At 67.4% G+C, this 18,615-nt stretch carries 15 protein-coding genes; 7 read left to right on the forward strand and 8 right to left on the reverse strand.

Annotated elements, in window-relative coordinates:
- Positions 1-56 precede the first annotated feature (56 nt).
- Entirely contained in the window at positions 57-1,274 is a 1,218-nt protein-coding gene (gene dinB / locus C6A86_RS27420; RefSeq protein ID WP_105362327.1) for a DNA polymerase IV, read from the forward strand.
- Between the two features lies 1 nt (position 1,275).
- Here dinB and C6A86_RS27425 read toward each other — a convergent pair whose 3' ends face one another.
- Both C6A86_RS27425 and C6A86_RS27430 read right to left on the reverse strand, forming a co-directional pair.
- Complete coding sequence (locus C6A86_RS27425) at positions 1,276-2,274, reverse strand: PHP domain-containing protein (protein WP_105362330.1); 999 nt, start codon at positions 2,272-2,274, stop codon at positions 1,276-1,278.
- A 39-nt stretch (positions 2,275-2,313) separates the two neighbouring features.
- Positions 2,314-2,895, reverse strand: coding sequence for a TIGR03086 family metal-binding protein (locus C6A86_RS27430; RefSeq protein ID WP_311100948.1), 582 nt, complete (start codon positions 2,893-2,895; stop codon positions 2,314-2,316).
- Positions 2,896-2,983: 88 nt separating this feature from the next.
- Here C6A86_RS27430 and C6A86_RS27435 point away from each other — a divergent pair, with 88 nt between their 5' ends.
- Entirely contained in the window at positions 2,984-3,838 is an 855-nt protein-coding gene (locus tag C6A86_RS27435) for an LLM class F420-dependent oxidoreductase (protein WP_105362328.1), read from the forward strand.
- Between the two features lie 382 nt (positions 3,839-4,220).
- Here the strand turns inward: C6A86_RS27435 and C6A86_RS27440 are convergent, their stop codons facing one another.
- Complete coding sequence (locus tag C6A86_RS27440) at positions 4,221-5,687, reverse strand: glutamate synthase subunit beta (RefSeq protein ID WP_105362329.1); 1,467 nt, start codon at positions 5,685-5,687, stop codon at positions 4,221-4,223.
- Positions 5,680-10,254, reverse strand: coding sequence for a glutamate synthase large subunit (gene gltB, locus C6A86_RS27445; RefSeq protein WP_311100949.1), 4,575 nt, complete (start codon positions 10,252-10,254; stop codon positions 5,680-5,682). Before gltB ends, C6A86_RS27440 begins: the two co-directional genes overlap by 8 nt.
- Positions 10,255-10,755: 501 nt before the next feature.
- On the opposite strand from gltB, the gene C6A86_RS27450 reads away from it, so the two are divergent.
- Positions 10,756-11,565, forward strand: a complete 810-nt coding sequence (locus C6A86_RS27450; protein ID WP_105361728.1) for a hotdog fold thioesterase — start codon at positions 10,756-10,758, stop codon at positions 11,563-11,565.
- 107 nt (positions 11,566-11,672) lie between these two features.
- Entirely contained in the window at positions 11,673-12,446 is a 774-nt protein-coding gene (gene aqpZ / locus C6A86_RS27455; RefSeq protein ID WP_105361727.1) for an aquaporin Z, read from the forward strand.
- 1 nt (position 12,447) lies between these two features.
- Here aqpZ and C6A86_RS27460 read toward each other — a convergent pair whose 3' ends face one another.
- From C6A86_RS27460 to C6A86_RS27470, 3 genes are all read right to left on the reverse strand, one after another.
- Entirely contained in the window at positions 12,448-12,990 is a 543-nt protein-coding gene (locus tag C6A86_RS27460; RefSeq protein ID WP_105361726.1) for a Dps family protein, read from the reverse strand.
- Positions 12,991-13,081: 91 nt separating this feature from the next.
- Positions 13,082-13,978, reverse strand: coding sequence for a DNA-3-methyladenine glycosylase (locus C6A86_RS27465; RefSeq protein WP_105361725.1), 897 nt, complete (start codon positions 13,976-13,978; stop codon positions 13,082-13,084).
- 9 nt (positions 13,979-13,987) lie between these two features.
- Complete coding sequence (locus C6A86_RS27470; RefSeq protein WP_105361724.1) at positions 13,988-14,347, reverse strand: DUF427 domain-containing protein; 360 nt, start codon at positions 14,345-14,347, stop codon at positions 13,988-13,990.
- A gap of 62 nt (positions 14,348-14,409) precedes the next feature.
- Here C6A86_RS27470 and C6A86_RS27475 point away from each other — a divergent pair, with 62 nt between their 5' ends.
- Positions 14,410-14,868 (forward strand): SRPBCC family protein, encoded by a 459-nt coding sequence (locus C6A86_RS27475; protein WP_105361723.1) that lies wholly within the window; start codon positions 14,410-14,412, stop codon positions 14,866-14,868.
- Positions 14,869-14,878: 10 nt separating this feature from the next.
- Here C6A86_RS27475 and C6A86_RS27480 read toward each other — a convergent pair whose 3' ends face one another.
- Positions 14,879-16,288, reverse strand: a complete 1,410-nt coding sequence (locus C6A86_RS27480) for an FAD-binding oxidoreductase (RefSeq protein ID WP_105361722.1) — start codon at positions 16,286-16,288, stop codon at positions 14,879-14,881.
- A gap of 33 nt (positions 16,289-16,321) precedes the next feature.
- Between C6A86_RS27480 and C6A86_RS27485 the strand changes: the two genes are divergently transcribed.
- Both C6A86_RS27485 and C6A86_RS27490 read left to right on the forward strand, forming a co-directional pair.
- Positions 16,322-16,789: a DUF4262 domain-containing protein gene (locus C6A86_RS27485; RefSeq protein WP_105361721.1), complete on the forward strand. Its 468-nt coding sequence runs from the start codon at positions 16,322-16,324 to the stop codon at positions 16,787-16,789.
- 201 nt (positions 16,790-16,990) lie between these two features.
- Entirely contained in the window at positions 16,991-18,610 is a 1,620-nt protein-coding gene (locus C6A86_RS27490; protein ID WP_311100950.1) for a DUF222 domain-containing protein, read from the forward strand.
- Positions 18,611-18,615 lie beyond the last annotated feature (5 nt).

An 18,615-nucleotide genomic window follows, 5' to 3' on the forward strand; every position in this document is an offset into this window, starting at 1 on the left:
GGGTCGCTACGCTCCAGCCCGCCGGCCGATCCCCTGTCGGACCCGGATGCGAACATATGTTCGTGTCCGAAGGGCAGGCCAGCATCCTGCACGCCGATCTCGACTCGTTCTACGCGTCGGTCGAGCAGCGCGATGACCCCACCCTGCGCGGACTGCCGGTCATCGTCGGCGCCGGGGTGGTGCTGGCGGCCAGCTATGAGGCCAAGGCGTATGGGGTGCGGACCGCGATGGGCGGCGGCCAGGCCCGGCGGCTCTGCCCGCAGGTGATCGTCGTGCCCCCGCGGATGCACGCCTACACCGAGGCCAGCCGGGCGGTCTTCGAGGTCTTCCGCGACACCACTCCCCTGGTCGAACCGGTCTCGGTGGACGAGGCATTCCTCGATGTCGGCGGGCTGGGCCGGGTGTCGGGTAATCCGGTACAGATCGGTGCCCGACTGCGCGAACGGGTCCGGGTGGACGTCGGGCTGCCCATCACCGTCGGGATCGCCCGCACCAAGTTCCTGGCCAAGGTGGCCAGCCAGGAGGCCAAGCCCGACGGACTGCTGCTGGTACCCCCGGACCGCGAACTGGCGTTCCTGCATCCGTTGCCGGTACGCAGGCTCTGGGGCGTCGGGGCCAAGACCGCGGAGAGGTTACGGCTGCACGGCATCCACACGGTGGCCGATGTGGCCGAGCTCAGCGAGACGACGCTGGGCGCCATGGTCGGCCCGGGCATGGGCAGGCAGCTCTTCGCGCTGGCGCACAATATCGACCGCCGCCGGGTGGTGACCGGGGTGCGCCGGCGGTCCGTCGGCGCGCAGCGTGCCCTCGGCCGCGCCGGAAACACCATGTCCGCTCATGAGATCGATGCCGTCGTGGTGAATCTCGTCGACCGCATCACCGGCCGGATGCGGGCCGCCGGACGTACCGGCCGCACCGTGGTGCTGCGGCTGCGCTTCGACGACTTTGCTCGCGCCACCCGCTCACACACCCTGCCGCGCGCCACCGCGTCGACCGAGGCCGTGCTGCGGGCCGCCCGCGACCTGGTGGCCGCCGCGGCTCCGCTGATCGCCGAGCGCGGTCTGACGCTGGTGGGCTTCGCGGTGTCCAATATCGACCGCGACGGCGCGGCCCAGCTGGAACTACCGTTCGCCCGCACGGCGGACCCGATCGCCCTGGATGCCGCCGTCGACGAGGTCCGGCAGCGGTTCGGCAACGGCTCGGTGACCCGCGGGGTGCTGCTGGGTCGCGATCCGGGGCTGGAGATGCCGATGCTGCCCGAGTCACCGGCGTGACTCAGTGCGCCCACTCCAGCAGCCGCTCCGCGGACCAGGTGTTGACGATGCGGTCCACCGGCACCCCTGCATCCAGGGCACGTTGCGCCCCGTAGCCGAGGAAGTCGAGCTGGCCCGGGGCATGCGCGTCGGTGTCGATCGAGAAGTCGCAGCCGATCTGCAGTGCCAGATCCAGTAGCCGGCTCGGCGGATCGCGCCGCTCGGGTCGCGAATTGATCTCCACCGCAACACCGTTGTCCCGGCAGGCGGTGAACACCGCCTCGGCGTCGAACGCGGACTCCGGACGGATCCCCCGGTTTCCCTCCACCAGCCGCCCGGTGCAGTGGCCGAGGACGTCGGCCTGCCCGCCGGACACCGCGCGCACCATCCGGCGGGTCATGGCCGGCGCGTCCATCTTCAGCTTGGAATGCACACTGGCCACCACGATGTCGAGCCGCTCCAGCAGTTCGGGCTCCTGGTCCAGAGTGCCGTCATCGAGGATGTCGACTTCGATCCCGGTCAGGATCCGCATCGAAAATCGTTCGCGCAGTTCGTCTATCACGTCCAGCTGGTGGCGCAGCCGGTCCGGGGACAACCCGTTGGCCACCGTCAACCGGGGTGAATGGTCGGTCAGCGCGCAGTATTCGTGGCCCAGTTCCTGCGCGGTGGCCATCATCTCGGCGATCGGGGCCGAGCCGTCCGACCAGTTCGAGTGCAGGTGCAGGTCACCCTTGATCGCGGCGCGGATCGCTCCTCCCCCGAGATCGGCGGCGGCCACCCGCAATTCGGCCAGGGTGTCGGGCTCGCGGCCGGCCCAGGCCTGGGCGATGACCTTCGCGGTCTTGGGCCCGATACCCGGTAGCGTCTGCCAGCTGTTGGCCTTCCCGACCTTCTCCCGGTGCTCGGGGGTCATCGCCTCCACCACGTCGGCGGCGTTGCGGTAGGCCATCACCCGGCGTGAATCCTCCCGGGCGCGGTCCTTGTAGTACGCGATGCGGCGTAGCGCGGCGATCGGGTCCACGGGGTCCATGGGTTCAAGTGTGCCCGTGGCGCCGCCCGATCACACCCCTCGCCATGCCGGGTCACGGCCGCTCAATGCCAGCGCGCGCGCAAAAGCACCGGAGTCACCGCCAACAACCACCGGCGGGCCGAACAGCCCCTCGACCGGCCCGGCGGCGGTGAACGCGGTCAGGTGCTCCAGCAACACCCCCGCAGTGTCGTCATCCACGGTGTACGCCTGCCCGGTGGCGATCGCAACATCCCAGCCGTGCACCACCACCTCGGTCAGAGCCACCAGCCCGCACACCTCACCCGGCAGGTCGACGGCACCCACCCGGGTCATCCCCTCCCAGGCCTGCGGCGCCTGCCAGGCCTTCGCGAATGCCGCGAGGCGGGCGGGGTAGTCGTCGCGCCAGCCCTCGTCCAGCAGATAGCCGTCCGCACCGGGTGGGCTGTCGGTGAGGTCACCGAGATTCTTGGCCGCCGCGGCCCCGAAGGCCGGCGCCAGTTGTCCGATGTGCGCCAGCACCTCCCGCACGGACAGTTCCGTGCACGGCGTGGGTCCGCCCAGTTGATCGTCGCGCACTCCGCCGAGTACCGCGGCGGTGCGCGCGCTTGCCGTCGTCATAGCGATCATGGCCATACCGACCTGCGTCGCGCGCGGAATTCATCGCGCCCGTCCCGGCGTCGAGTACAGGAATTTATCGACCACCCGGGTTCGTTGCCCAAGTGTGGACTTTGCCTTCAAGACTTCCCCGCAAAATACGACCTGGTCCGACATGCTGGCCATCTGGAAAGCAGCGGACGATATCGATGTCTTCCAGTCCGGCTGGACCTTCGACCACTTCTATCCGATCTTCTCCGACCCCACCGGCCCCTGCCTAGAGGGCTGGACCACGCTGACGGCGCTGGCGCAGGCCACCGAGCGGCTGCGCGTCGGCGTGCTCGTCACCGGCATCCATTACCGGCATCCGGCGGTGCTGGCCAACATGGCCTCCGCACTGGACATCATCTCGGGCGGTCGGCTCGAGCTCGGCATCGGCGCCGGCTGGAACGAGGAGGAGTCCGGCGCCTACGGCATCGAGCTGGGCACCATCAAGGAGCGTTTCGACCGCTTCGAAGAGGCCTGCGAGATCCTCAAAGGCCTGCTCAGCCAGGAGACCACCACCTTCGACGGCCAGTTCTATCAGCTCAAGGACGCGCGCAACGAGCCCAAAGGGCCGCAGCAGCCGCACCCGCCGTTCTGCATCGGCGGCAATGGCGAGAAGCGCACCCTGAAGATCACCGCGAAATACGCCGATCACTGGAACTTCGTCGGCGGCACGCCCGCGGAGTTCGCCCGCAAGCGCGACGTGCTGGCAGCGCACTGCGCCGATATCGGCCGGGACCCGAAGGAGATCACGCTGTCGGCGCATATCCGCCTCGGCGAGGATCGGAACTACCGCAGAGTTGTCGAGGACGCGATCGCGCTGGGAGCCGAGGGACTGGATCTGGCGATCATCTACCTGCCGCCGCCCTACGACCCAGCGGTGCTGGAGCCGCTCGCAGAGACGATTCGCGACTCCGGGCTGCTGACCAGCAGATAAAACTGACGGTCACGAAATTATTACGATCTGGCAAACGAGTGCCGCGTGGGTTCCGAATCGGGATCCGCGCGGCGCCCTGGTCGATCAGTACCCGTAACGGAGTAACTCGTCGGGGGTGATCAGCCGCTCGTGTTTGGCTGGGAATTCACGGCAGCGGACCGGGTGACGGAACCATGACCAGGCGATTCGACTCACTCGGGACCGTGAAATGGGATTGTTGTACACGGTAAGAACTCCTGCGGTCGGCTAATAGCTGCACCGTGGGGCCACATTACCGGATGACCCCGCCGCCATCATTAGACACCTGTGACGCGGCTAACACCAAACGGCACGCCGATTAAAAATCGGCTGTTTCCCGTGTGGCTGAAGTTGCTGATGTTGCCTACCGTTGTGGGGCGGCCGTCGGCTCGATCGGCCGGGGTAGCGCCGACTGGCCCATGAGGTAGCGGTCCACACCGGCGGCCGCGGCACGGCCCTCGGCGATCGCCCACACGATCAGCGACTGACCCCGGCCCATATCGCCGGCCACGAAGACGCCGGGAACGGTGGTCTGGAAGTCCTTGTCGCGTGCCACGTTGCCGCGGTCGGTCAGTTCGACGCCGAGGTCGGTCAGCAGACCCTCGCGCTCGGGACCGACGAAGCCCATCGCCAGGAAGACGATATCGGCGTCGAGGTCGAAGTCCGACCCCTCGACCTTCTCGAACTTGCCGGCCTTCATCTCGACCTCGTGCACCTTGAGCGTGGTCACCTTGCCATCGGAGCCGACGAACTGCTCGGTGTTCACCGAGAACACCCGCTCGCCGCCCTCTTCGTGCGCAGAGGCCACCCGGAACATCAGCGGGTAGGTCGGCCACGGGGTGGAGTCCGCACGGGTCTCCGGCGGTCGCGGCATGATCTCGAACTGGTGGATGCTCTTGGCGCCCTGACGGTGTGCGGTGCCCAGGCAGTCCGCCCCGGTGTCACCGCCACCGATGATGACGACCCGCTTGCCCTTCGCGGTGATGGGCGGCTCGCCGTCCGGACCCGCGACATCGTCGCCCTGCTGCAGCTTGTTGGCCCATGGCAGGTACTCCATGGCCTGGTGGATGCCCTCGAGCTCACGGCCCGGGATCGGCAGGTCCCGCCAGGCGGTCGCACCGCCGGCCAGCACCACCGCGTCGAACTCCTCGTCGAGTTGTTCGACGGTGATGTCGACGCCGACGTTGACGCCGGTGCGGAACTGGGTGCCCTCGGCCGTCATCTGCTCCAGGCGACGGTCGATGTGGCGCTTCTCCATCTTGAACTCGGGGATGCCGTAGCGCAGCAGACCGCCGATGCGGTCGGCACGTTCGAACACCGTCACCGAGTGTCCGGCCCTGGTCAGCTGCTGGGCGGCGGCCAGACCGGCGGGGCCGGACCCCACGACGGCGACCTTCTTCATGGTGCGCACCGTCGGGATCATCGGCTTGACCCAGTCGTTGTCGAAGGCGTGGTCGATGATCTCGACCTCGACCTGCTTGATGGTCACCGCATCCTGGTTGATACCGAGCACACAGGAGGCCTCGCACGGCGCCGGGCACAGCCGCCCGGTGAACTCCGGGAAGTTGTTGGTGGCGTGCAGCCGTTCGATGGCATCGCGCCACCGGTCCCGGTACACCAGGTCGTTCCACTCGGGAATCAGATTCCCCAGTGGACAACCGTTGTGACAGAACGGGATACCGCAGTCCATGCAGCGCGAGGCCTGGACCTTCAGAGTCTCGTCGGAGAATTCCTCGTAGACCTCTTTCCAGTCCTGCAGGCGCAGGTCCACCGGCCGCCGGGCCGGGGTCTGCCGGACGGTGTGCTTGAGGAAACCGTTCGGATCAGCCACGAGCGGCCGCCATGATCGCTTCGCCGACATCCTGGCCGGCCGCTTCGGCCTCCGAGATCGCCAGCAGCACCTTCTTGAAATCGCGGGGCATCACCTTCACGAAGTGCGCCTGCTGCGCCGGCCAGTCCGCCAGGATCCGACGGCCCACCGCCGAATCGGTGGCGTCCACGTGTGCCACGATCAATTCCTGCAACCCTTCGAGGTCATCGTCATCAAGTGCGTCAAGATCGACCATCTCTCCGTTGACGTTGCCCGGCAACTTCTTCTCCGGGTCATACACATAGGCGACACCGCCCGACATACCCGCCGCGAAGTTGCGTCCGGTCTGTCCCAGGATCACCACCCGGCCACCGGTCATGTACTCGCAGCCGTGGTCGCCCACGCCCTCGACCACCGCGTGCGCACCGGAGTTGCGGACCGCGAACCGCTCGCCCACCACACCACGCAGGAATGCCTGGCCGCTGGTGGCACCGAACAGAATGACGTTGCCGCCGATGATGTTGTCTTCGGCGATGTAATCGTTGGGTGCCCTGTCCGAGGGGCGCACCACGATGCGGCCCCCGGAAAGGCCCTTTCCGACGTAATCGTTGGCATCGCCGTACACCCGCAGCGTGATACCGCGCGGCACGAATGCACCGAAGCTGTTACCCGCTGACCCCTCGAAGGTGATGTCGATGGTGCCGTCCGGAAGTCCCTGTCCACCATAGGCTTTGGTGACCTCGTGACCCAGCATCGTTCCCACGGTGCGGTTCACATTGGCGATCTTGGTGCTGAATCGCACCGGCGTGCCGGAGTCCAGCGCCTCGCGGCACTGCACGATCAGCTGCTGATCCAGTGCCTTGTCCAGACCGTGATCCTGGCGCGAACTGCAGTACAGGTCCTGGTTCATGAACGCCGACTCGGGCTCATGCAGCACCGGGGCCAGATCCAGCTTGTGTGCCTTCCAGTGCTCGGCCGCCTGGGTGGTGTCCAGCGCGCCGACCTGTCCGACCATCTCGTTGACGGTACGGAAGCCCAACTGCGCCATCAGTTCCCGGACTTCTTCTGCGATGAAGAGGAAGAAGTTCTCCACGAACTCGGGCTTGCCGTTGAAACGCTCACGCAGCACCGGGTTCTGGGTGGCCACGCCCACCGGGCAGGTGTCCAGGTGGCAGACCCGCATCATGATGCAGCCCGACACCACCAGCGGCGCGGTGGCGAAACCGAATTCCTCACCGCCGAGCAATGCGGCGATCACGACGTCACGACCGGTCTTGAGCTGCCCGTCCACCTGCACGACGATGCGGTCGCGAAGCCCGTTGAGCAGCAACGTCTGCTGCGTTTCGGCCAGACCCAGCTCCCAGGGGGCGCCGGCGTGCTTCTGCGAGGTCAGCGGTGTGGCACCGGTGCCGCCGTCATGACCGGAGATGAGCACCACGTCGGCATGCGCCTTGGAGACACCGGCGGCCACCGTCCCCACACCGTTCTCCGACACCAGCTTGACGTGGATGCGCGCGGCCGGGTTGGCGTTCTTCAGATCGTGGATCAACTGCGCCAGATCCTCGATCGAGTAGATGTCGTGGTGCGGCGGCGGCGAGATCAGGCCGACACCGGGCGTCGAGTGCCGAACCTCGGCCACCCACGGATACACCTTGTGACCCGGAAGCTGCCCGCCCTCACCGGGTTTGGCGCCCTGAGCCATCTTGATCTGGATATCGGTACAGTTCGACAGGTAGTGGCTCGTGACGCCGAAGCGACCGGAGGCCACCTGCTTGATGGCGCTGCGGCGCCAGTCACCGTTCTCGTCGGGCTCGAAGCGGTCGACGCTCTCGCCGCCCTCACCGGAGTTGGATCTGCCGCCGAGCCGGTTCATCGCGATGGCCAGCGTCTCGTGCGCCTCGGCGGAGATGGAGCCGTAGCTCATCGCGCCGGTCGAGAAACGCTTGACGATCTCGGTGGCGGGCTCGACTTCCTCGATCGGAACAGACTCGCGCTCTTTGAATTTGAGCAGACCGCGCAGCGACGCCATCCGCTCGCTCTGGTCGTCGATCAGCCTGGTGTACTCCTTGAAGACCGAGTACTGCCCGGTCCTGGTGGAGTGCTGCAACTTGAACACGGTGTCCGGGTTGAACAGGTGGTATTCGCCCTCGCGGCGCCACTGGTACTCGCCGCCCACCTCGAGCTCGCGGTGGGCCCACTCGTCGGGGCGATCCAGGTAGGCCAGCTCATGGCGGGCCGCGACATCGGAAGCGATGTCGTCCAGGTCGATTCCGCCTGTGGGACAGTGCAATCCGGAGAAGTACTCGTCCAGCACCCGCTGGTTGATCCCGATGGCCTGGAACAGCTGGGCGCCGGTGTAGGACGCCAGCGTCGAGATGCCCATCTTGGACATCACCTTCAACACGCCCTTGCCCGCGGCCTTGACGTAGTTGGCCTTGGCCTGGTCGCTGGACAGCCCGGTGATGACGCCGCGGTCGATCATGTCGTCGATCGACTCGAAGGCCATGTACGGATTGATCGCCGCCGCGCCGAAGCCGCACAGCATCGCCATGTGGTGCACCTCGCGGGCATCGCCGGATTCGACGACGAGACCGATCTGGGTGCGGGTGCGTTCCCGGACCAGGTGATGGTGCACCGCGGCGACCGAGAGCAGCGACGGGATGGGCGCCAACCACTCGTTGGACTCGCGGTCGGACAGCACGATGATGCGGGCCCCGTTGCGGATCGCCTGCGAGACCTTGGTGCGGACATCCTCCAACGCCCGGCGCAGCCCGGCACCGCCGTCGGCCACCGGGTACAGGCAGCTGACCACGGCCGCGCGCATACCGTGCTTGCGGCCGCGAATCTCGTGATCGGGATCCACGTCGATCAGCTTGGACAGGTCCGCGTTGCGCAGGATCGGCTGCGGCAGCACGATCTGGCGGCACGAGTTCTCGTCCGGGTTGAGCAGGTCACCCTCGGGCCCGACGGTGCCCTGCAGGCTGGTCACCACCTCTTCGCGGATGGCGTCCAGCGGCGGGTTGGTCACCTGGGCGAACAACTGCTGGAAGTAGTCGTAGAGCATCCGGGGCCGCTGGGACAGCACGGCGATCGGAGTGTCGGTGCCCATCGAGCCCAGCGCCTCGGCGCCGGTACGCGCCATCGGCGCCACCAACAGGTTCAGTTCCTCGTAGGTGTAGCCGAACGCCTGCTGCCGCAGCACCACCCGGTGGTGGGGCATCTTGACGTACTTGCCCGGCGGCAGCTCGTCGACGTGGAACAGTCCGCCGTCCAGCCACTCCTGATAAGGATGTTCAGCGGCCAGCTGTGCCTTGATCTCCTCATCGGCCACGATGCGGCCCTGTGCGGTGTCCACCAGGAACATCCGGCCAGGCTGCAGGCGGATCTTCTGCACGACGGTGGACGGGTCCAGGTCGAGCACGCCGGCCTCGGACGCCATCACGACGAGTCCGTCACTGGTGACCCACACGCGCGAGGGGCGTAGGCCGTTGCGGTCGAGCACGGCGCCGATGACGGTGCCGTCGGTGAAGCACACCGACGCCGGGCCGTCCCAGGGCTCCATCAGCGACCCGTGGTACTGGTAGAACGCCCGCAGCGCGGGGTCCATCTCCTCGTTGCGCTCCCAGGCCTCCGGGATCATCATCAGCACCGAATGCGCGATGCTGCGCCCGCCCAGGTGCAGCAGCTCCAGCACCTCGTCGAACCGCGCGGTGTCGGAGGCTCCGGGGGTGCAGACCGGGAAGATCTTGTTCAGGTCGTTGTGGTAGCCGAACACGTCGGTGTGGATGAGCGCCTCGCGGGCCTTCATCCAGTTCTCGTTGCCGGTGACCGTGTTGATCTCGCCGTTGTGCGCGACACGGCGGAACGGGTGCGCCAGCGGCCAGGAGGGAAAGGTGTTCGTCGAGAACCGCGAGTGCACGATGCCGAGCGCGCTGGTGAGCCGCTCATCCTGCAGATCGAGGTAGAAGGCCCGCAACTGCGGGGTGGTCAGCATGCCCTTGAAGACGAATGTCTGGCCGGAAAGGCTTGGGAAGTACACGGTTTCACGACCCGGCCCGTCCTGGCCCGGTCCCTTGGTGCCGAGCTCGTGCTCGGCACGCTTGCGGATCACGAAGGCACGGCGCTCCAGGTCCATCCCGGAGGCGCCGGCGATGAACACCTGGCGCAGGGTGGGCATCGCGTCGCGGGCCAGCGCACCCAGCGAGGAGTCGTCGTGCGGCACGTCGCGCCATCCGAGCAGCTGCAGGCCCTCGGCCTCGACGATCTTGGCGACCGCCTCGCAGGCCAGGGAGGCATCCCGGGCGGACTGCGGCAGGAAGGCGATACCGGTGGCGTAGCTGCCCTCCTCGGGCAGTTCGAAGTCGACCACTGCCCGCAGGAACGCGTCGGGCACCTGGAGCAGGATGCCCGCACCGTCGCCGGTGTTGGGCTCTGCGCCGGCGGCACCGCGGTGCTCGAGGTTCAGCAGCGCGGTGATCGCCTTGTCGACGATGTCACGGCTACGACGGCCGTGAATATCGGCAACCATGGCCACACCGCACGAGTCGTGCTCATATGCGGGGTTGTACAGCCCCTGCTTGGGCGTCATTCCCACCTGACCCTTTACTCTCAAGCCTGCGCGCTGGCTTCATGTACTGCCGGCTGTCACCAGCGGCATCCGGTGGTCACCGGCTGGGCGATCGCGGTGCCTTCGTGCAGCACTGAACGACGGACTTGTCCCGCTCGCCACAAGTGCTCAAACGATATGACAAACACCGGGTGACGTGCCAACTTAGTCAGACCTAAGTAACTGTCTCCCGGCGCGGCGGGCACCGCTCGGGGCGCGCCACAGGGGAATCGGCAATAGCGTTGGCGGCGAGGGATTTTCGGCAGCGAGACCACCCTTGGCCCCGCCGCCGGCGCCCGGGCCGCAAGAGAGACCCTCGTCACACTGATTTGCTGTCTATTGATCGGATTGCCATTCAACTGGTATTACGAATAAACATCAGTTTGCTGAAAGCCTCGTCAGATTCTTAGAGATGTCGCTTTTCCCACCTTAGATACCCCGCGGGGGTACCTGCCCGCGGCGACCGCACGAAGCTGGACCCCGATGGCATATCCGCTGACCACCCCACCTGGCCGCTTCGGTATCGACAATGTCGAGACCGGGCCCACCCGGTACGCCGCCACCATGCCCGTGGACGGCTTGTTGAATCCCTTCACAGGTTCTGCCGCACTGGGCCCGCTGGCGGTCCTGGTCGACCACATCGCCGGCTTCGCCAACCACGACCGCCGGCCCGATGGGCACTGGACGGTCTCCAGCGAGCTCGCCATGGAGTTCGCGCCGGATGCCCAGACGATCCTGGCCCAGGACCCTGCGACGCCCGTACTGGCCGTCAGCAGGCCGGTGGGCGCCGCGGGCGCCACCTCGCTGTCGGAGTGCATGCTGACCCACGGCGGTACCGAGATCGGCCTCGCCACAGTGCGCACGTTCTACATCACCGCCGCCGTGCACGTACCGGGCGCCTTCGAGCAACCCGCCGAACCGGCCGAACCCCTGCCGACCGGCCTTGCCGAACTGATGGCCGTCGAGGTCGCCGAAACCGGTGGCACCGGGGTGGTGCTGCACCAGCGCGCGCACTCCGCCGTCAACAACACCCTGGGCGCCGTCCACGGCGGGGTGGCCGCCGCGGGCCTGGAGTTGGTGGGCTCGGCCGCCCTCAACACCGGCCGCGCCGAGTCGCCACTGCTGACGGCATCCCTGCGGATCAACTACCTGCGGCGCCTGATCGGCGGCGGCCGCGCGCATTACACGGCGACGCCGGTTCATGCGGGGCGCAGCAGCGGAGTGGCCGAAGCACAGGGCATCGGCGATGACGGAAAGGTGGCGTTGACCGCCCGGTTGACTGCCTACCGTTGACAACTTCTGCGTCACCGTAGGGCCAAGATTTGGTGACAATCGCTTGTGCCGCAGGCAATTCGTGCGACTCTCAGCACGTAAGCATGCCTCCGGCGAAGGGTAGCACCATGACGACCCCCACGATGGCGCACAGGCTGGCCGCCGAGTTCATCGGCACCTTCTGGCTCGTGCTCGGCGGCTGCGGCAGCGCAGTGTTCGCCGCAAAGTTCCTGTCCGATGACGGCGTATCGCTGGGTATCGGATTCCTCGGCGTCTCACTGGCTTTCGGCCTGACGGTGCTCACCGGCGTCTACGCGTTCGGCACCATCTCGGGCGGGCACTTCAACCCCGCCGTGACACTGGGCGCCGCGCTGGCCAAGCGGGTCGAATGGTCCGCCGTCGTGCCCTACTGGGTCACCCAGGTGATCGGCGGGTTCGTCGCCGGCGCAGTCATCTACGTGATCGCCGGCGGCAAGCAGGGGTGGACGGCGACCGGGAACATGGCCGCCAACGGTTTCGGCGACCACTCCCCCGGCGGCTACACACTGCTCGCGGTACTCGTCACCGAGATCGTGCTCACCTTCATCTTCCTGCTGGTGATCCTCGGCTCCACCGATGACCGGGCGCCAAAAGGATTCGCGGGCTTGTCAATCGGACTGACACTGACCCTGATCCACCTGATCTCGATCCCGATATCGAACACCTCGGTCAACCCGGCCAGGTCCACCGGTGTCGCGTTCTTCAACGGCGACGGGGCACCGAGCCAGCTGTGGCTGTTCTGGGTTGCCCCGCTGGTCGGTGCCGCCATCGCCGGTGTCGCCTACCCGTTGTTGTTCGGGGTGGCAGAGGAACTCGCCGACCGCCCGGTTCGCGACGACGACCTGGAAGCGAAGATGGACTGAGTTACTTGCGGGCCTTGCCGGCCGCGCCCTTCTCGGTCTTCTTGCCTTCATGCGGGAGTTTTCCACCCGCGCTCTCCAGATGCGCGCGGACGAACCACTGGAACTTCTCCAACTCGGCCGAGTGGCTGATGAGCATGTCCTGCGACACCAGATCGACATCGTCGAGGTGCGCGATGCCCTTGCGGGTGTCCTCGATGATCCCGGTGTAGACGAGGTCGAGAGCCGCGAGGTGCGCCTGGACATTGTCGCGGTTCACCGAGTAGTCATCCCAGGTGCGGTCGTTGAGAATGGCGCCCGGGGTGCCCAGCGGGGACGCACCCAGGGTGGCGATGCGTTCGGCCACCTCGTCGGCGTAGCCACGCACCAATTCGACCTGCGGGTCGATCATCTCGTGGACCCCGATGAAGTTGGGGCCGACGACGTTCCAGTGCACGTGCTTGAGCGTCAGATGCAGGTCGTTGTAGCGACTCAACTGCTTCTGCAGGAGATCGGCTACGTCCGCACCTTGCTTGTCGGAAAGTCCCGGAATGGTGAAACTGCTCATGGTGGCTCCTTCATATCGGCGTCATTGCGTCGTCTGGCTCCTCCGACGCATACCCATAGAGCCCGATCGGTAACCCATCTGGGCACCGCGTTCAGAGCGCCCGCAGGTTCGGTATCGCCTGACGCGGCCCGCGGCGTTGCCGGACGGCCAGCCCACTGGCTTCCAGCAACCGCACCGCCCGGTGCCGGTGCGGGCGCAACGGTTCGAGCAACTCCACCATCTCGGCGTCGTCGATGGGCCTGCCCAGCAGGCTCAACCCGACCACCTTCGCCAGGTGATAGTCACCGACCGACAGCGCGTCGGCGTCACCGAACGCGCGCTGCATCGTCTCCGCCGCCGTCCACACACCGACACCGGGCAGCGATGTCAGGCCCGCCGCCGCCTTCGCGGGGTGCAGCCGCTCCAGCGCGTCGGCGCGTTGCGCGCACCCCACCAGGGTGCGGGCCCGGCCCGGATCCACGTTGGCGAGATGGAACTCCCAGGACGGAATGCGGCGCCACACCTCGGCAGTGGGCGGCACCCGCATGCCCGCGGGTGCCGGACCGGGCGCCGGTGCGCCGAACTTGGCGGTCAGCAGCCGCCATGCGCGGAAGGCATCCTTGCCGTACACCCGCTGTTCGAGGACCGCGGGGATCAGGGCCTCCAGCACCCGGCCGGTCCGGCCCAGCCGCAGGTGGGGCACCCGCCGATAGGCTTCGGCAACCGTCGGCTCCGCCGGGTCGAAATCCGAAGTGTCGTCCTCGGATCCGAGCAGCGCGCCGAAACCGTCCAGGAACTCGGCGGCGCCGGGACCCCACGCCTCACATTCCACGGTGTCGGGGGCCGTCTTGCGGATCCGTGCGGTCACCGCGCCGGTGCGCGTCATCGACGTGCGCCAGGTGTCGCCGGCGATCAGCTGGAAGCACGGATCGCCGCTGCCGCGGCGCAACGGCGACAGCGTGAACCCGGGACTGACGGGTCCGCCGAAGGTCACCGACGTGGTGGGCACCTGCCCAATCTAGGCCAGCGAGATCTGCGCCTTGTCCGGATAGAAGGCAACCTTGCCGGCGATGTCGGCGACCGCGGGGTACGGCTGCTCGTAGGTCCAGATGGCGTCCTGCACATCGGCCACGTGGAAGTAGCTGGCCTCACCCTTGTAGGGGCAGTAGGAGGTCGTCTCGCTGGGTACCAGGACCGTGGCCACCACGTCTTCGCGCGGGATGTAAAGCACCGCCGGATACGTGCTTTCCTGCAGCGTCACCGCACCGTCTGATTCGGCGACGACCACCCCGTTGACCGTGACGGTGACGTGCCTGCCGGTCGGTGCCACGGTGATCGGATGCTCGGCGGTGGGCTGCCACACGGGACGCTCGCTCATGTTTTGGACAACGTCGGCCCCGATGCGGTGATTCCCGCCACGCCGATCGCTACGATCGGCCCATGAATGCACCGATTACCGGGTCCGTGTCGATCGCGGCCGATCCAGCGAAGGTATACGCGCTGATCACCGACCTTTCGACGCTGGCAGCGCTGGCCGAAGAAGCCCACGCCATGCACTGGGCGAAGGGACACTCCACGGTCGCCCCCGGAGCCGTGTTCAAGGGCGAGAATCGCAACGGTTCGAAGTCCTGGACTACCACCTGCACCATCACCGATGCCGCCCCGGGGTCGACGTTCGCGTTCGACGTGAAATCGGCGGTGTTCCCGGTGGCGCACTGGCGTTACGACATCGCCCCGGCCGACGGCGGGTGCACCGTCACCGAGTCGATGTGGGACCGTCGGGCCGGATGGTTCAAGAAGGTCGCCGGCCTGGCCACCGGCGTCAGTGACCGGGCCGGCGCCAACGCCGAGCACATCAAGGTCACCCTGCAGCGGCTCAAGGAGCGCGCGGAAGCTTGAGCGCGTCCGCTCAGGGCTTCCGCGTGATCACGTCGGCGACCCTGGCGATGGGCGAGGTCGTGCGGCGGCCGTTGGCCTCATGCCGGTCGGCGAGTTTGTAGGCGATGTAGAGGCCGCGCACCCCGAGCCAGCGCATCGGCTCGGGCTCCCAGTTGCGCGACTGGTGGCCGACCCAGGGCAGTTCGGTGATCGGTGTGTTCCGGGTCAGCACCAGGTCGGCCAGGGTGCGGCCGGCGAGGTTCGTCGCCGTCACACCGTGCCCGACATAGCCGCCCGCCCAGCCCAGGCCGGTGGCGCGGTCCAGCGCGACACCGGCTTCCCAGTCGCGCGGCACCGCGAGCACGCCGCACCAGCCGTGCGCGATGGGAATGTCGCGGACCTGCGGCAGGATCGAGTGCAGCACGTCGGCCAGCAGACGGATGGTGCGGGCGGGCACCTGACCGTCCTGATCGGTGCGTGACCCGAACCGGTAGGGCACGCTGCGCCCGCCGATGGCGATGCGGTCATCGACGGTCCGCTGCGCGTAGAAGAATCCGTGCGCGGTGTCGCCTACGGTTTCGCGTCCCTGCCAACCGATTTCGTCCCAGATATGAGCGGGGATCGGGTCGGTGGCGATCATCGAGCTGTTCATCGGCAGCCAGCGCCTGCGCAGTCCGGGAAGCGCGGGCGTGAAGCCCTCGGTGGCCCGCAGCACGATCGGCGCGCGCACGGTGCCGGTCCTGGTGACGGCCCTGCCCTGCTGGATCTCGATGACCGCGGACTGTTCGTGGATGGTGACCCCGAGGCGTTCGACGGTGTCGGCCAGCCCGGCGGCCAGCGCGGCCGGCTGGATGCGCGCGCAGTCCGGGCTGTGATAGGCCGAGACCAGCCCATCGATGTTGATGCGTTGCGCTGCCTGCTCTTTGGTGAGTTCGACGACATCGTTGCACCAGCGGCGCTCTTCGGCGACACTCGCAGCCAATCGCGCCGCCTGCGCGGGGTTCCGGGCGATCTCCAGGTTGCCGCCCTTGGCCGCACCGGCGTCGATCCCTTCCCGGTCGGCCACCTCGATGACCTCGTCGACGGACTCGTTGAGCGCCCGTTGCCAGGCCAGAACCTTTTCGCGGCCATAGGTTTTCGCCATCCGATTGCGATCGCCGGGAACAAGTCCGGACAGCCAGCCACCGTTTCGGCCCGATGCGCCGAAGCCGGCGAAGCGAGCCTCCAGCACGGTGATCCGCAGCGACGGGTCGGCCTTCTTGAGGTAGTAGGCCGTCCACAGACCGGTGTAGCCGGCGCCGACGATGCAGACATCGGCGTCGCGATCCCCTGGCAGCCGTGGCCGCAGCGACGGCATCTTGTCGAACCAGTGCGAGACACGACCATTGATGGTGGACACCCAGTGATTCTGCCAGGCCGGGTTGTCGGTGGTGCGGCGCATCGTGTCTGCCAAGACCGACGAAAGGGGCACACCATGTGCTGGCAATGCGATCATCCGGGGGCAACCCGGCAGGACTACCTCGACGTGCTGCGGGGCGTCGTCATGCAGAACGGCTGGGCGGTGCAGTATGTCGAGGCCGACCCGCCGTTCGCGTACACCGCCGGGCTGAGCGAGGCCGGCCTGCCCGAACTGCTCATCACGGGCCTTCCGCCCGCGCGCTCCACGCAACTGCTGAACGAGATGGCGCACTACATGGTGCACGAGGTCGAGCCCGCGCCCGGCGACACCATGACGTTTCCGGACGATTCGTGTGCGGAGTTCGTCGAGGTGACCCACCCGGACGTCCACATGGGATGGGCGGTGGCGTTCCGCGGCGGCCCGATCCGGGGTCTGCAGATCGTCTGGCGAGACGAACGCGGCCACTCGCCGTGGTGCCCCGACTTCAACGGCGGGGGTCGGCGGCAACCGATTCTCGGGACGCGAGGGCCGGTCGACACCTGAGCGTAGACGGCGGGAGGGCGCCCGATCCGGGCTTCCCTCCCGTCGTTCTCGCCCCGAGTCTCCGGATAGCTCCACCTCGAAAGTGCCCGCCTATGAGCGACTTTCGAGCGACAGCCGAGTCCCAGAAATTTCTTTGGACTCATTGATCACACCGGTCACTTTGTCGGGTTTCTTGTCGGTGATCGCACGTATGTTCGAGTCATGAACAGCGATGTGGCCGGTGGTCGGGATGCGGTGCAGCACGCGCTGTCCGATCGCGCCGCCTCCGTCAAGGCGCTGCTGGACGCCGACTTCACCATGTTCGACACCGCCGAACTGCTGGCACTGCTGTCTGAGCGTGAGCAGCAGGCCCGCGCCGACACCGCCGTCGATCACCGCATCCTGGCCGCCCTGATGGACCGGGCCACCCCGCACGAGATCGGCGGCAAAACCTGGACCGACGTACTGACCACCCGCGACCGCCTCAGCGCCACCGAAGCCGCCCGGCGCATCACCGCCGCCCGCGACCTCGGGCCGCGGCACACCATGACCGGCGAAGTCCTGGAACCAGTGCTGGCGGCGTGCGCGGCCGCACTGGCCGCCGGCAGGATCACCACCGGGCACATCACCATCATCCGCACCACGCTGAACAAGGCCTCCGCCTACCTGGATGCCACCGCGCGCGGGCAACTGGAATCCACACTGGTCGATATCGCCGCCACCAACACCCCCGAAACGCTGCAGAAAGCCGCCGATCACGCGCTGGCTCTGATCAACCCCGACGGCGATGGCCCCGACCCGGCACGACACCGGCGCGGGCTGAGCATCGGTCCCCAAGACGTCGACGGTATGGCCAAAGTGTCGGGCTGGGTGGACGCCGAATTCGCCGCCTACCTACGCACCATCCTCGACGTCTGGGCACGACCGGGCATCAACAACCCCGACGACGAAAAGCCCCAAAACAATCCCGACCCCAACCCACTCGACGAAGACCCTGTCGAACCCGACACCGAACCCGAGGACGAGGGTGTGGACGAGGACGAGGACGAAGGCGAGACAGAGACAGAAGGCGAGACAGAGGCAGAGGCCGCATCAGCAGAGGTCAAACCGGAGGTTGAGCCCGAATCGGAGGTTGAGCCCCAGCCTCAGACCGAGGTCGAGTTCGAGGTGCCCGGGCCCGCCGGCCCGCCGCCCACGTGGGACCCCGACGAATTTCTGCGCGACCCCCGCACCCAGTCCCAACGCAACCACGACGCCATCAAAGCCGTCCTACGCGACACCCTGATGTCCAAGCGCCTCGGGCAACACAACGGCCTACCCGTCACCCTGGTCGTCTCCACCACGCTCAAAGAACTGGAGGCCGGCGCCGGGATCGCGGTCACCGGCGCGGGCACCCTCATGCCCATGCGCGATCTGATCCGGCTGGCCGAACACGCCCACCACTACCTGATCGTCTACCGCCACCACACCGCCGAACCGCTCTACATGGGCCGCTCCAAACGGTTGGCCACCAAAGCCCAACGACTACTGCTCTACAACCGCGACCGCGGCTGCACCCGACCCGGCTGCACCCAAGCAGCGTGCCGCTGCCAGGCCCACCACGCCAACCCCAGCTGGAACAACGGCGGACTCACCGACGCACCCGACCTCGGACTGGGCTGCGGACCCGACAACCAACTCGCCGAACTGGGCTGGACCAACACCATCGACCCCGTCACCGGCCGCGTGCACTGGCACCCACCACCACTGATGGACACCGGCGCCGACACCCTCAACCACCACTTCCACCCCGAAGAACTCTTCCCACCACCACAACCCGACGGACAGGACAACGACCCGTGACTGCC

The sequence above is a fragment of the Mycobacterium sp. ITM-2016-00316 genome (assembly GCF_002968335.2).
Classification (GTDB): domain Bacteria; phylum Actinomycetota; class Actinomycetes; order Mycobacteriales; family Mycobacteriaceae; genus Mycobacterium.

Excerpts from the sequence above, each read along its gene's own strand:
- C6A86_RS27490 (WP_311100950.1), top strand. The coding sequence starts at position 16,991 with ATGAACAGCGATGTGGCCGGTGGTCGGGATGCGGTGCAGCACGCGCTG.
- dinB (WP_105362327.1), top strand. The coding sequence starts at position 57 with ATGTTCGTGTCCGAAGGGCAGGCCAGCATCCTGCACGCCGATCTCGAC.
- C6A86_RS27475 (WP_105361723.1), top strand. The coding sequence starts at position 14,410 with ATGAATGCACCGATTACCGGGTCCGTGTCGATCGCGGCCGATCCAGCG.
- aqpZ (WP_105361727.1), top strand. The coding sequence starts at position 11,673 with ATGACGACCCCCACGATGGCGCACAGGCTGGCCGCCGAGTTCATCGGC.
- C6A86_RS27460 (WP_105361726.1), bottom strand. The coding sequence starts at position 12,990 with ATGAGCAGTTTCACCATTCCGGGACTTTCCGACAAGCAAGGTGCGGAC.
- C6A86_RS27480 (WP_105361722.1), bottom strand. The coding sequence starts at position 16,288 with ATGCGCCGCACCACCGACAACCCGGCCTGGCAGAATCACTGGGTGTCC.
- gltB (WP_311100949.1), bottom strand. The coding sequence starts at position 10,254 with ATGACGCCCAAGCAGGGGCTGTACAACCCCGCATATGAGCACGACTCG.
- C6A86_RS27430 (WP_311100948.1), bottom strand. The coding sequence starts at position 2,895 with ATGGCCATGATCGCTATGACGACGGCAAGCGCGCGCACCGCCGCGGTA.
- C6A86_RS27485 (WP_105361721.1), top strand. The coding sequence starts at position 16,322 with ATGTGCTGGCAATGCGATCATCCGGGGGCAACCCGGCAGGACTACCTC.
- C6A86_RS27470 (WP_105361724.1), bottom strand. The coding sequence starts at position 14,347 with ATGAGCGAGCGTCCCGTGTGGCAGCCCACCGCCGAGCATCCGATCACC.
- C6A86_RS27450 (WP_105361728.1), top strand. The coding sequence starts at position 10,756 with ATGGCATATCCGCTGACCACCCCACCTGGCCGCTTCGGTATCGACAAT.